The organism is Polaribacter tangerinus (assembly GCF_038024095.1).
In the GTDB taxonomy this organism is placed as follows: domain Bacteria; phylum Bacteroidota; class Bacteroidia; order Flavobacteriales; family Flavobacteriaceae; genus Polaribacter; species Polaribacter tangerinus.
Genome location: NZ_CP150668.1, coordinates 2022622 through 2037225 on the forward strand (window position 1 = coordinate 2022622; position 14604 = coordinate 2037225).

Annotated in this window: 11 protein-coding genes; 6 read left to right on the top strand and 5 right to left on the bottom strand. The window is 30.8% G+C overall.

Translation table 11 applies throughout. The features are described from left to right. Positions 1-40: 40 nt before the first annotated feature. Positions 41-1021: a CorA family divalent cation transporter gene (locus tag WHD54_RS08845; protein WP_088323773.1), complete on the bottom strand. Its 981-nt coding sequence runs from the start codon at positions 1019-1021 to the stop codon at positions 41-43. Between the two features lie 122 nt (positions 1022-1143). Between WHD54_RS08845 and WHD54_RS08850 the strand changes: the two genes are divergently transcribed. Continuing rightward, on the top strand, positions 1144-1512 hold the full coding sequence (locus WHD54_RS08850) for an MmcQ/YjbR family DNA-binding protein (protein ID WP_088323772.1): 369 nt from the start codon (positions 1144-1146) through the stop codon (positions 1510-1512). 1 nt (position 1513) lies between these two features. Then, entirely contained in the window at positions 1514-2062 is a 549-nt protein-coding gene (locus WHD54_RS08855; RefSeq protein ID WP_088323771.1) for a 5-formyltetrahydrofolate cyclo-ligase, read from the top strand. Between the two features lies 1 nt (position 2063). Here WHD54_RS08855 and WHD54_RS08860 read toward each other — a convergent pair whose 3' ends face one another. After that, positions 2064-2822 carry a peptidoglycan DD-metalloendopeptidase family protein gene (locus tag WHD54_RS08860; RefSeq protein ID WP_088323770.1) on the bottom strand — a complete coding sequence of 253 codons (759 nt, stop codon included), beginning with the start codon at positions 2820-2822 and terminating at the stop codon, positions 2064-2066. 87 nt (positions 2823-2909) lie between these two features. On the opposite strand from WHD54_RS08860, the gene ade reads away from it, so the two are divergent. The 3 genes from ade to WHD54_RS08875 all read left to right on the top strand — a co-directional run bounded on the left by ade (position 2910) and on the right by WHD54_RS08875 (position 6085). Beyond that, a complete protein-coding gene (gene ade, locus WHD54_RS08865; protein ID WP_088323769.1) occupies positions 2910-4532 on the top strand; it encodes an adenine deaminase in 1623 nt (540 codons plus the stop codon). Positions 4533-4830: 298 nt separating this feature from the next. Beyond that, positions 4831-5427: a PhnA domain-containing protein gene (locus WHD54_RS08870; RefSeq protein WP_088323768.1), complete on the top strand. Its 597-nt coding sequence runs from the start codon at positions 4831-4833 to the stop codon at positions 5425-5427. A gap of 31 nt (positions 5428-5458) precedes the next feature. Next, on the top strand, positions 5459-6085 hold the full coding sequence (locus WHD54_RS08875; RefSeq protein ID WP_088323767.1) for a peptidylprolyl isomerase: 627 nt from the start codon (positions 5459-5461) through the stop codon (positions 6083-6085). Between the two features lie 28 nt (positions 6086-6113). Here WHD54_RS08875 and WHD54_RS08880 read toward each other — a convergent pair whose 3' ends face one another. Genes WHD54_RS08880 through WHD54_RS08890 form a run of 3 tightly spaced genes read right to left on the bottom strand, consistent with a single transcriptional unit; the run spans position 6114 to position 11522 of the window. Further along, positions 6114-7757, bottom strand: coding sequence for a M1 family metallopeptidase (locus WHD54_RS08880; protein ID WP_088323766.1), 1644 nt, complete (start codon positions 7755-7757; stop codon positions 6114-6116). Between the two features lie 31 nt (positions 7758-7788). After that, a complete protein-coding gene (locus tag WHD54_RS08885; RefSeq protein ID WP_088323765.1) occupies positions 7789-10116 on the bottom strand; it encodes a S9 family peptidase in 2328 nt (775 codons plus the stop codon). A gap of 11 nt (positions 10117-10127) precedes the next feature. Further along, a complete protein-coding gene (locus tag WHD54_RS08890; protein WP_088323764.1) occupies positions 10128-11522 on the bottom strand; it encodes a dipeptidase in 1395 nt (464 codons plus the stop codon). Positions 11523-11653: 131 nt separating this feature from the next. On the opposite strand from WHD54_RS08890, the gene WHD54_RS08895 reads away from it, so the two are divergent. Continuing rightward, positions 11654-14443, top strand: a complete 2790-nt coding sequence (locus WHD54_RS08895; RefSeq protein WP_088323763.1) for a helix-turn-helix and ligand-binding sensor domain-containing protein — start codon at positions 11654-11656, stop codon at positions 14441-14443. Positions 14444-14604: the final 161 nt, after the last annotated feature.

Genomic DNA, 14604 nt, shown 5'->3' on the forward strand with positions numbered 1-14604 from the left:
AGTAAATTTAAATAGTGTAAGAACACTCTGCAATTACAATTTAAAACCATTTCTTACGTCTAAAATACCAAACAGCACCAATGGTTACTAATACCATAATGCCTAATAATATAAAATAACCATATTTAAATTTTAATTCAGGTATATTTTCGAAATTCATACCATAAATACCTGCTAAAAATGTAAGCGGAATAAATATTACAGATAATATAGTTAAGGTTTTCATAACTTCATTTAATCGATGTCCTTGAATACTAAAAATTAAGTTTATTTTACTTTCTAACTCTTGTAATTCAAAATCGATATTAGAAATTAAATTATTGGTCTGTTCTTTAAGTTCACTAAAATATTTTACGTTAAAACCTGGTATTTGAGATTTTTCTAATTTAATAACAGTATCTTTTAGGCTAATTGTTGCCTTTTTAAAATTGAACAATTCTTGTTTTCTTTTTTCTACCAATGATGTAAATTCTGGAGTTGGATTAATGTTAGAAGCATTTAATTTATTGGCGTTTAAATCGGCATTCAATTGATACGTTTCTTGATAGTTATCTATCAAAGACTCTAAAATTAGAAACAATAAATAGTCCGCTTTTTTCTTTCTGATAATTCCTTTATTTCCTTGTAAACGTTCACGAATCCAAGCAAAATAATCTCCAGGTTTTTCTTGTATAGACCAAAGAAAATCTTTGGAAACAATAAAAATCATTTGTTCAGAATTTAACTTGTTATTGGTAGTAATTAATACTCGAGTGGTTATAAATAGTAAGTTTTCTAAAATAATTACTTTATTAGAATGTTCTTCATCTCCTAGAAGTTTTATTAAAAAATCGTCTAATTTATTTTGATGAACTACCTTTTTATAATCGTCATAAAATTTAATTCCGTATGTATTTAGCCATGAAACACCCTCTAAATTTTCAGAGAAATTTATGGAAGTAATATCGGTAAAACTTTTTTTCTCGTGATTGTTAACAGAATAGCTTATTAGTGAGGTGTTCTTTAAAAAATTATTTTCCATTTAAATAATAATTGTAGATTTGGTATTATAAAGGTAGTTTTTTTTGATGATATTTTAGTTTAAAAAGAAGAGCTGTTAAAATATGAGCTACCCTAAACAAAAATGGTTAGTTACTAAAAGCAATGGATATAGAACAATTTAGAGATTTTTGTTTGTCTAAAAAAGGAGTAACAGAACACTTTCCTTTCGATGAAGTTACGCTGGTTTTTAAAGTAATGGGTAAAATGTTTGCTTTGGCAAGTCTTGACAAGTGGGAGAAGAATGAGCAAACAATTAATTTAAAATGCAACCCAGAAAGGGCAATTGCTTTAAGAGAAAATTATGAAGGTATAATTCCAGGCTGGCATTCGAACAAAAAACATTGGAATACGGTAACTGTAAATTTTAGTGATGTTTCAGATAGCTTAGTAAAAGAGTTAATTTCCCATTCTTATGATATGGTAGTAAAGGGTCTTACTAAAAAGGCACAATTAGAATTGAAAAATTTGTAAGATGCAAAAGCAAACTTTAAGGACTTTATACAAGCAAAAAAGAGAAAATTTATCTGCTGTTCAAATTAAAGAGCTTGAAAATAATATTTATAAGCAACTCTTTACGTTAGATATTTCTGCTGTTAAAACAGCACATATTTTTTTAACGTTAGAAAAATTTAAAGAAATTAACACAACACCAATCATTAATTATTTAAGAAAAAAAGGAATTCGAATTGCCGTTTCTAAATGTAATTTTAAAAACAACACATTATCTCATTATTATTACGAAGAAAATACAGCATTAATTTTGAATAGATTTGGGGTTCCAGAACCAGTAAATGCAGAGAAAGCAGAGGAATCTGATTTTGATTTAATTTTTGTTCCGTTGTTAATTTCAGATACGGCTAATTATCGTGTTGGCTATGGAAAAGGCTTTTACGATCGTTTTTTAGCTAAATGCAGACCAGATGCAAGGTGTATTGGAATTAATTTTTTCGAGCCAATCTCTAAAATTGACGATCTTAATGAGTTTGATTTCCCTTTGCACACTGTTATTTATCCAATTTAAATTATAAGTTAGGAAGTTTAAAAAGTAAATTCGGATTAGGGCAAATACTTTTCCAGATTTCCAATTCACTTTCAAAAGTTACTCCAGGAAAATCGTTGGTATAATCTAAAAGCGTTAGCATTACTTGAAAATGGAGATGCGGAACCCAATCACCATTTTCTGTTGCATTTGCCAATACAGCAATTTCATCGCCTTTTTTTACAAAACTACCAATTCTATGTTTCAAAACACTTTTTATTGTATTGTGCCCATATAAAGTATAAAAGTGAAAATGCTTAAGCTGATGTTTTAAAATTAACAAACCACCATAACCTTTGTGGTAAGAATCATCTGAAGTACAAACAACTTCACCATCTAAAATTGCGTGTACAGGTGTGTTTTCTGGTAACCAAAAATCCAATCCTAAATGAGTGTTTCTTTTTTCAGTTCCTTCGGTTGTTTTTCTTTCATAAATAGAAGAGGTATAAAGAGCTCTTTTTTCTAAGTAACCACCTGCAATAATTTTATTAGGTATTGTTTTTTGTAAGTCCATAATTTTACCTTCAAAAAAAGTAAGATTGTTAAAATCGTCTTTTCCGTTAATAAAATTGCTATGAACACTTAAATCTAAATGATGAGCTTCGGTTTTGTTTATTGTTGGAAACAATGTTTTTAAAGAGAATTTTTCTTTTTGAGCCCAGCTTTTAAATAAGTCAATATTTGGGTGTTCTGTATAACCAAACCTTTTTTTAAAGAGGTGATGTACTTCTGTTGTTTTCATAAAATAAAAATAGCATAAAGTTTTAAAAAACGGGCTATAAACATTTCTTAATATTTGTAGATTTGTTCACAATCTTAAAATTTAGAAATGGTAGTTCAAGGAAATATTGTAGATATTATTAACAAACGAATTTTTAAAGGAGAAATAGCGATTGAAAACGGACAGATTTCTAATATTAGAGAGGCAAATCATACCAAAGAGAACTTTATTTTACCAGGTTTTGTAGATGCCCATATTCACATAGAAAGTGCCATGCTAGTTCCTTCGGAATTCGCTAAAATTGCAGTTGTTCACGGAACTGTTGCCACTGTTTCAGACCCTCATGAAATTGCCAATGTTCTTGGAGTTGAGGGTGTGAATTTTATGATAGATAATGGAAAAAAAGTTCCTTTAAAGTTCAATTTTGGAGCTCCAAGTTGTGTGCCTGCTACGTCTTTTGAAAGTGCAGGAGCAGTAATTAATGCAGATGATGTTAAAGAGTTGATGGAAAATCCGGATATTAAATATCTTGCAGAGATGATGAATTACCCGGGTGTTTTGCATAACGATGATGAAGTTTTTAAAAAAATTGAACATGCAAAAAGTAATAATAAACCAATAGATGGGCACGCACCAGGTTTGCGCGGAAAAGATATTTCTACCTACATAAATGCAGGAATTTCCACAGATCACGAATGTTTTTCTTATGATGAAGCGTTAGAAAAACTTCAAAAAGGAATGAAGGTAATTATACGAGAAGGCTCTGCAGCAAAAAATTTTGAAGCTTTAATAGATTTAGTACCCGATTATTATGAAAATATGATGTTTTGTTCAGACGACAAACATCCCGATGATTTGTTACTAGGTCATATCAATCAGTTATGTGAAAGAGCAGTAGCTAAAGGAATTGATATTTATAAAGTTTTACAAGTTGCTTGTGTAAACCCTGTAAAACACTACAAATTAGACGTAGGTTTGTTACAGAAAGGAGATGCTGCCGATTTTATTATTGTTGATAATTTAAAGCATTTTAATGTTTTAGAAACCTATATTAATGGCACAATAGTAGCAAAAAATGGGGTGTCTTTTGTAGAGCATGTCGATTTTGAGCTCTTAAACAATTTTAATGCTCATAAAAAGATTGAAAAAGATTTTAGCTTTCAATCTTCTGTAAATAAAATAAGGGTGATTGAAGCGCTAGATGGTGAATTAGTAACCAATCAAATTGAAGCCTCAACCTTAATAAAAGAAGGAAATTTAGTTTCAAATACCTCAACCGATATTTTAAAAATGACGGTTGTAAACCGTTATAAGAATGAGAAGCCAGCTATTGCATTTATAAAAAACTTTGGTATTAAAGAAGGTGCTATTGCAAGTTCTGTTGGCCACGATTCTCACAATATTATTGCCATTGGAGCTTCTGATAAAGCAATTTGTGATGCTGTTAATTTAATAATTGATAATAAAGGTGGTATTTGTGCCGTTACAGAAACAAAAACCAAAGTAGTTCCATTGCCAGTTGCAGGTATCATGTCTAACAAATCTGCACAAGAAATTGGTAAATCTTATGCCGAGTTAGATAAAATGGCCAAGTTAATGGGAAGTACGTTACGAGCGCCTTATATGAGTTTATCGTTTATGGCGTTACTGGTAATTCCATCCTTAAAATTATCTGATAAAGGTTTGTTTGATGGAAATACTTTTAAATTCACTTCTTTAGAGATTAAATAACAAATTGTTTATTACGGTGTTTAAATTTATGGGAAAGTGGGGTTTTACAAGTTAGATTTCTCCAAAAGTTCGAATTAGTTTTTAGTTTTTAAATGAAGGCAAGCAAAACAGTTTAGCCACGATTGCAGCATTTGTTTGAGCTCTTTTTTAGGCTAGTTTGAGTGCCACGCTTTTTGGCGTGGTAATCTCGAAAACAGCTTCAAAAAAGCGAGTGCGAAAAGCGTGAAATAGCTTCAAAAAAGAGTTATTTTAAAATATTACTTTTGTTGGCGTCAACCAAAATAAATAAAATGAAATAATGAGTTTACAGCAAGATTTAGAGAGTAGAAGTGGTAATAAATGCGAATTATGCGCTTCGGAAAATAGTTTAAGTATTTATGAGGTGAAACCAAGCCAAACTGGGGGAGGAGGTATAGATGGTAGCTTGTTGGCTTGTGAAACATGTGTTTCTCAAATAGAAAATCCGGAAACTACAGACCCAAATCATTGGCGTTGTTTAAATGATGCTATGTGGAGTGAATTTAGGGCAGTAAAAGTGGTTACATGGAGAATGCTTTCTCGACTAAAAAATGAAGGATGGCCAAAAGATTTATTGGATATGATGTATTTGGAAGATGACGATTTGCGTTTTGCTAAGGAATCTAATGATCATTTAGATGAAAGTGAAAAAATTATTCATAGAGATGCAAATGGAGCTATTTTACAGGCAGGAGATTCGGTAGTTTTAATAAAAGATTTAAAAGTAAAAGGTTCTAGTATGGTTGCTAAGCAAGGAACAGCAGTTCGTAGAATTTCTTTAGATTACGAAAATTCTAAATATATTGAAGGAAAAGTGGGAGCAACTCAAATTGTTATTGTTACCGATTATGTAAAAAAAATGGCTGAAAAGGATTAAATTTTATAATTAATGTTTTAAAAAAGAAAAAATGAAAAGTAAGATTTTAATAATACTTAGTTTGTTTGTTTTGGTTTGTTGTGCTCCTAAAAAGTTCAAGTCTAAATGGCTAGATAAAAAAGCACCACAAACTTTTAAGGCACGGTTTGAAACCACACAAGGAAATGTTGATATTGAGGCAGTAAGAGAATGGTCTCCAAAGGGAGTAGATAGGTTATATCAACTTATAAAATATGGATATTATAATGATGTTGCTATTTTTAGAGTAGTTCCTGATTTTGTTGCGCAATTCGGTATTCACAATGATTCTATTATTAATAAAAGTTGGCAAATTGGTATAGAAGATGAACCTGTTGTACAGAAAAACGATTCTATGACACTGGCTTTTGCAAGAGGTGGCGTAAACTCAAGATCTAACCAAGTATTTATAAATTTAAAAAATAATTATCGTTTAGATACGCTTACTTATGCTGGGGTGAGAGGTTTTCCGGTAATTGCGAAAGTGATAAAAGGAAGTGAAAATGTGTTGAAGTTTTACAATGGTTACGGTGATAAATTAGGAAGGAAACAAGATTCTATAACTCGGTTTGGGAATAAATTTTTAAAAGAAAAGTTTCCGAAGGTAGATTTTATTAAAAAGGCTTATTTGATTAAATAAGCCTTTTTAAAAATTTTAGAGTTGAGAGTTATTTTTTACTAAAGATGTAAAAGTTCTCGTCTATAGTTACTGTAGTATTTTTATCAGAGAGTGTTTTGCTTTGCACTTTAGTGGTTGGGTACAACCACGTTTCCTCTTTATTAATAAAAACTTTTACAGGCATATTAAATCCTTCTACAACGTTTGTCCATTTATAAGTTAAAACATTATTTTGAATCGTATAATCTAAAGTAGGAATACTTGTATTTCTTAAATATTGATCAAATACTTTGCTTAAATCTATTCCAATTTCAGTACTTAAAAAGGTTTCAATTTGGGCAGTATTAACTGTTTTGTGACGAAATACTTTATTCATTTTTCGAAGAATCATTCGCCATTTTTCATCGTTATTAGTTATTTGTCTTAAGGTGTGTAGCAAGTTTCCACCTTTGTTATACATATCGCTAGAACCTTCACTGTTTACATTATATTCTCCAATAATAGGTGATAGATTTGCAATATAATTTCTGAGTCCGATTACGTATTCAGAAGCAGCTTTTTTTCCGTAGTAATAGTCTAAAAAAAGACTTTCAGAATAGTTGGTAAAACTTTCATGTATCCACATATCTGCAATGTCTATATTGGTAATATTATTGGCAAACCATTCGTGGCCCGCTTCGTGAATAATAATAAAGTCGAACTTTAAGCCCCAGCCAGAGCCAGATAAATCTCTCCCTAAATATCCTTTTTTATATTGATTACCATACGTTACAGAGCTTTGATGTTCCATGCCCAAATACGGAACTTCTACTAGTTTAAAACCATCTTCGTAAAAAGGATATGGACCAAACCAATGCTCGAAAGCTTTCATCATTTTTGGTGCATCTTTAAAATGTTCTTTGGCTTTTTTTAAATTGTCTTTTAAAACAAAGTAATCCATATCTAATGGGCCGTTCTCTCCATAGTATACTTCAGAGAAATGAGCATAATCTCCAATATTTACATTTACACCGTAATTATTTATAGGGTTATCTACATACCAATTGTATGTTTTTGTTGTACCATTATCTTCAATACTTTCTAGCCTTCCGTTAGAAACATCTGCTAAATTTTTTGGTACTGTAACGCTTATACGCATATTCTCTACTTCGTCATACATATGGTCTTTACAAGGCCACCAAACACTTGCACCTAAACCTTGGCAAGAGGTGGCAACAAAATGATTTCCATTTTGATCTTTTTTCCAAGAAAAACCACCATCCCAAGGAGCTCTTACCGCCTCTTTAGGATTTCCTTGATAATAAACAACTATACTTTCGGTACGACCTATTTTTTGTGGTTTTATCAATTGAATGAAGTGTGCATTTCCATTATGAATTACCTCTAATTCTTTTCCGTCTTGTGTAACTTTTGTAATTTTTAGAGGTGCTTGCAAATCTATCTGCAAAGACTGATATTCATTTAAAACTGTGTACTTAATGGTATTTTTACCTGATATAAATTTGGTGTCTGGAAAAACTTCAATATCTAAATGATAATATGTTAAATCCCACCAGATTCTCTCTGGAGTAATACTTCCTCGAAGGGTATCTTGTTGTGAAAAATTATTTTTCTTTACCAATAAACCTTGGGCTTTAATGTTGCAAAAGCTAAGGCTTGCGATGTAAAATAATAGAAGAAAACGAAATTTCATAATTAGTTGTAGGGTTTTAATGAATATAGTTTTACTTTAGTTGAAAACCTTCTGCTGGTTTAGCATTTAAAAGGTGAGTTACAAAATAATCCCAACGTTTTCTTGTCATATAATTGGTCATTTTTCCGTAACCATGTCTTTGATTTGGAAAAATTATCATGTCAAAATCTTTATTGGCATTAATAAGCGCTTCTACTACTAGCATTGTGTTAGAAGGAGGTACATTATCATCCATAGAACCATGAGTAATTAATAATTTTCCTTTTAAATCTTTTGCAATTAATTGATTTGCTTGATTGTCGTAATTTGTAGTTCCGTCTGCTTTTCCTTCTATATTTCCTTTTTCTAGAAGTCCTTGCCACTTTTCTCCCCAATCAGCTTCATAATTTCGGTTGTCATGATTTCCAGCCCCAGAAACAGCAACATCATAAAAATCTGGATAAGCAAAAACAGCTCTGGTAGAGGCGAAACCACCACCTGAATGCCCCCAAATTCCTACTCTATCTATGTCCATACCTTTGTACTTTTTTGCCAATTGTTTAATTGCAGTAATATTGTCTGGTAAGCCATTGTCTCCCATATTTCCATAATAGAAATCGTGAAACGATTTAGACCTCATAGGAGTTCCCATAGCATCTACAGCAACTACTACAAAACCTAATTCGGCAACTGCTTGAAAATCTCTCCAGACAGGTCTAAAGCTGTAGTTACCAACAGAGCCAGATTGAGGTCCTGGATAAATGTAATTTAATACCGGATATTTGTTGTTTTCGTTGTAGTGAGATGGTAAAAATAAGACACCGTATAAATCTGTTTTTTCATCTCTTGCCTTTACAGAAAATTCGTTAGGAGCTTGCCAATTATTTTTTATCAATTCAGAAATATCGGCAGTTTCTAATTCCATTATTTTTTCTCCAATACTATTTCTTAATACAGTAGTGGGAGGTATACTAGTTGTAGAATAGGTATCTATAATTAAATTGTTATTATTTGAAAAAATGGCTTTATGTGTTCCTTTATCAGGTGTTAAATTTGTAAAGTTACTCCCATCAAAATTTACTTTATAATAATAATTATGGTAGGGATTTCCTTCTTCTTTGCATCCTGCAGTGAAATAAATTTGTCTATTTTTTTCATCAACATTCACAACTTGTTTTACAATGAAATTACCACTTGTTATTTGATTTTTAAGCTTTTTTGTAGTTAAATCGTACAGGTATATATGTCCCCAGTCTGTTTTTTCTGAGTACCATATAAACTCGTTAGAGTCGAATAAAACTCGCCAATTTTCTGCATTTACACCAGACTCGTAGTAGGTTTCAACCTCTTCTTTATGAATAGATGTAACCCCCCCTGTTTGGGCGTCTGCTATTTGTAAATGTGCTATTTTATGATCTCTAGAGCCAGAAACAAATGCAAATTTTGTTCCCTCTTTGTTCCATTGTGCATCTAAAAGTTCGTTATTCCAGTCTGCAATATGATCTGTTGTAGTGCCTCGCTGAAAATCGGGTTTCATTTTTAAACGAACTGTTTTAGGGGTATTTCCTAAATGAATGATTACCCTTTCTATGGTAAATATTTTTTCATCGCCAGGCAATGGATGTTTCCAAGCTTCTAATTTCGGATGACCAACATTTGTAGCGGTAAGATACATCATTCCAACACCTCTTGCATCTTGTTGAAAAGTTGCAATTTTATCTGAATTTGGAGACCACTTTAAAACTGCTCCATCACTTTTTGTCCAACCGGCATTGTTCGTTGCGTAACCATAGTCTTTTTTTCCATCAAAAGTAAGCTGAGTCTTTTTATTGGTGGTTAAATCTCTAATCCAAAGGTTATAGTTGTATATATATGCAGCCAGTTTTCCATTCGGAGAAACATGTTCTTTTCTACTTGTTTTTTGTAATGAGTTGCTTTTTTTCGTTAAAGAGTTTTCTTTAATGTTGTAACTATATTTTTCTCTATTAATTGAAAAGTAAAGGGTTTCTAAATCTTCAGAAAGTGTAACATCATATATAGGTAATTCTGATGCCTTAAAAGTGTCATTTTTTTCTTCGGATAATTTTTTTGCTAATTTTTCTTGATCAAAAGCATCATTTTTTGTTTTAGAATCTGTGTTTACTAAAATAAACTTTTTGCCATCTTTTGTGTTAGTGGTATATAAGAGGTGGTTACTGTTTATAAAAGTACTGCCAGAAACTTGGTGCAATACTTTGCTATATAAACCTCTATCCATATGTTTTGCTGCAGCTTCATATTCTGCTACAGTAAACTGTTTCTGTTTATTTGCGCTGGTGCATCCAACTAAAACAAGAAGTAAGGAGCAACTTGTAAAAAAATTGAAAATAGGTGTTTTCATAGTAAATTCGTTTATTTATTGATTGTTAATTCTGTAAAATATTTATAAAAATACGGAATAGTTTCTATTCCTTTTAAATAATTCCAAATTCCAAAATGTTCGTCGGGTGAGTGAATTGCATCTGAATTTAAGCCAAAGCCCATTAAAATTGTTTTACTTTTTAATTCTTTTTCAAATAGTGATACTATTGGAATGCTACCACCACTTCTTTGCGGAATAGGAGTTTTACCAAAAGTAGTTTCATACGCTTTACTAGCAGCTTTATATGCAATTGTATCTATTGGGGTTACATAACCTTGGCCTCCATGGTGAGGTTTAACAACCACTTTAACAGATTTCGGAGCAATGTTTTCGAAATGATTTTTAAATAGTTGCGTAATATCTTTCCAATCTTGATTGGGAACCAAACGCATAGAAATTTTTGCATAAGCCTTACTAGAAATAACGGTTTTAGCACCTTCACCAGTGTAGCCACCCCAAATTCCATTCACATCTAAAGTTGGCCTTATCGAATTTCTTTCGTTTGTTGTATAGTTTTCCTCGCCATGAACATCTCCTATACCAATAGCACTTTTGTAATTTTCAATAGAAAAAGGGGCTTTTGCCATTTCAGTTCTTTCTTCTTTAGATAGTTCTTCTACTTTATCGTAAAAGCCAGGAATTGTTATGCGGTTATTTTCATCGTGTAAAGAAGCAATCATTTTCGATAAAATATTAATAGGATTTGCTACGGCACCGCCATAAAGTCCTGAGTGTAAATCTCTGTTCGGACCTGTAACTTCTACCTCAACATAACTCAAACCACGTAAACCAGTGGTTATTGAAGGAATATCGTTTGCAATCATACCAGTGTCGGAAATTAAGATAACATCATTAGCTAATTTTTCTTTATTTCTTGGAACAAACCACGCCAAACTTTCTGAGCCAACTTCTTCTTCGCCTTCAATCATAAACTTTACATTACAAGGCAAATTACCAGTATTTGTCATGTATTCTAGTGCTTTTACATGCATATACATTTGGCCTTTATCATCACATGCACCTCTTGCAAAAATGGCTCCTTCGGGATGATTTTTTGTATTTTTAATAACGGGTTCAAAAGGAGGAGAAGACCATAGTTCTATGGGGTCTGGCGGTTGAACATCATAATGGCCATATACTAAAACAGTAGGTAGATTTTTGTCTATTATTTTTTCTCCATAAATGATAGGATATCCAGGAGTTTCGCAAGTTTCAACCCTATCACAACCAGCTTTCTTTAAACTTTCTAAAACAAAATCTGCAGTATTTAATACCTCTTTTTTGTATGCTTTGTCTGCACTTACAGAGGGTATTTTTAACATCGAGATAAGTTCGTTTATAAACCTTTCTTTATGTTCTTTGATATATGATTGAATTGTACTCATTGATATTAAAAGTTTTATTTCTTTCAAAAATAGAAAAATAATTAGGAACAAGTTTGTAGTTTGTTTATTTCATAGTCTTTTATTTATTTTTTATATTTAAAGTCTTTAATTTGAAGTAAAATTAGATCTAAATGAGAAAATCTTTATTTTTCTTTTTAACAATAAGTTTGTTTTTTCTGAATTCAAATTGTTACGGACAATATATTCCATATTTTCAAAATTATTCTCTTACGCAATATAGTGCAGGAAATCAAAATTGGGGAATTTCAAAAGCAAGCGATGGCAAACTCTACGTTGCAAATCATAGAGGTTTACTTGTTTTTAATGGTATAAATTGGAAACTATATCAGTTGCCAAATAAAACAACTATTCGTTCGGTATACGCTTACAAAGATGTTGTTTATACAGGCTCTTATGAAGAGTTTGGATTTTGGAAAAAGGATCGAAAAGGTGTTTTAACCTATACTTCACTAACTAATAATTTAGATAGAAACTTTTTAAATGAAGAAATTTGGCAAATTTCTTCATTTGGAGGAGCTATTGTTTTTAGATCATTTTTAAACGTTTATGTTTTTAAAAACAATGAAATTATAAAAATTAAGCCAACCTCAACGGTTATTTCTACTGATGTCGTTGGAGATAACTTTTATGTATCTACGCTTAAAGATGGAATTTTTTTATTAAAAGGAACTCAATTAATTCCCTTTCTAGCTAATAAGCAATTAATTAATACAAAGGTTATTTCCATCAATCAATTTAACAAAAATTTATTGATTACTACCGCTTTAAATGGCTGTTTTATTTTTGATGGAAAAAAGTTAAAGCCTTGGAATACTAATGTTAATGATTTTTTAAAAGCTTATCAGTTAAATAGTTATTCTCAAGTAAGTTCAAATTTACATGTTTTCGGAACTATTCAAAACGGTCTTTATTTTGCAGATTACAATGGTACTATTTTGTATCATTTAAATAAAGAAAACGGATTAGCAAATAACACTACACTATATCAATTTTTAGATAAAAGCAGACTATGGGTTGGTTTAGATAACGGTTTGGCTTCAGTAGAGGTGTTGTCAGATCATTTTTTTTATAAAGATTATTCAGGTAAGTTAGGAGCTGTATATGATGTTGTTTCATACAATGGAGTAACTTTTATAGGAAGTAATACAGGGCTTTATTATTTAGATGAAACAAATAAAATTCAGTTTATAGAAGGATCTCAAGGTCAGGTTTGGGATTTAAAAGTTATTGAGGGAGAACTGTTTTGTGGTCATAATAATGGTACATATGTGATAAAAAATAAAGAATTTATTCAAATATCTCCTTATACTGGTGGATGGGTTATTAAGAAAGTTCCTGGTAAAGATAATTTATATGTTCAAGGAACATATGCAGGTTTGGTAAAATTTCATAAAGAAAATGATTCATGGGTTTCTACTCACCTAGGTAAAACAACTAGCCCATTAAAATTTTTGGTTTTTCAAGATACACATACTGCTTGGGCTACACATGCAAGTAAAGGTGTTTTTAGGGTTAATTTTAATCGAAATTATGATAGTATTTTAGATGTTGTAGACTATAAAAACAAAGGATTGAAATCAGATTTTAATACCCGAGTTTACAAAATTAAGAACGAAATTTGTTTCAAAGCAAATGATGGTTGGTACCGATATGAACCAATTTTAGATAGTATTGTGTCCTATGATCTTTTAAATGAAAAGTTTGGTAGAGATGCATATGTTATTTCCGAAAGTGATGCTGATATTTTAGCTTTTAAAAATCACAAATTTGTGTATTTTACCTCATTATCAGATTTTAAAGAGCAATCCATTATACCTCAAAAGTATATTAACAATAAGTTGATTATTGGTCACGAGAATATCTCAAAACTATCAAACAACAAAATGGTTTTAAACCTTAATGACGGTTTTATGGTACTAGGAACTAATGGTAACAGAGATCCAATAGAGGTGTATCCACCCGTTTTAGAAAGTGTTAAGGTAAATGATTATTTTTTAGATTTAGATTCTATTGAAGATGCATCAATACCATACCAAAATCAGGTTGCAATTGCTTTGTCTTCCTCTAACTCTAAAGATTTTTATTTTGAATATTCTGTTGGAAACAACTCGGTTGATGTATGGAATAAAATTGAAGGAGACTCATTAAAATTAACAAATATTGGCTACGGACAACAAAAAATTAACCTGAGAACTAGTCATAATTTAGGAAATAAATCTGAAGTTCTTGCAGTAACACTTAATGTGCTTTCGCCATGGTATAAAGGAATTTCTGGGTTTTTGTTCTACATTGTCTTAGTATTCATTTTAAGTCTTTTGTTTTTTTATCTTCACAAAAGAAAAATAGCCAAAGAACAACGACTTATAAAACTTAAACATGATTTAGAGCAGAAAGCATTAATTAAAGAACAAACAGCAGAAAATACAAAGAAAATTATTCAACTTAAAAACGATTCTTTGGAAAGAGAATTAAAGTTAAAAAGTAAACAATTGGCCAATACTGCAATGGCTATTATTAAGAAAAATGAATCTATGCTAGGTATAAAAGCAGAGTTAATTCAGAATAAAAATAATTTTGAAAACTTATATGCTTATAAAAAGTTGTTGAAAAAAATTGATAGCTCCATTGGTCACGAAGATGAATGGCAAGTTTTTGAGTATAACTTTAATCAGGTTCATGCAGAGTTTTTTGATAGTTTATCTAAAGAGTTTCCAAATTTATCTCGAAAAGATTTAAAAATCTGTGCATACATCAAAATGAATTTAACATCAAAAGAAATTGCACCTTTGATGAATATTTCTGTAAGAGGCGTAGAAACAATAAGATACAGGCTAAAAAAGAAGATGAATTTAGATAATGATAATTCTCTAGTTGATTTTTTATTAAATTACAACAAATAGTGTTATAGAATTGTTTTTTCTGTTTATTTAGCATACGTCATAACTACGTCAATTTTAAAAAATAAATTGATTTCTCCCAATATATGCTTGCTGTAATCTACGTCAATTCCAATTTTTTTACTCTTTTTGGTTTTTGACGTAATTAAAAAGTATGTTAATTT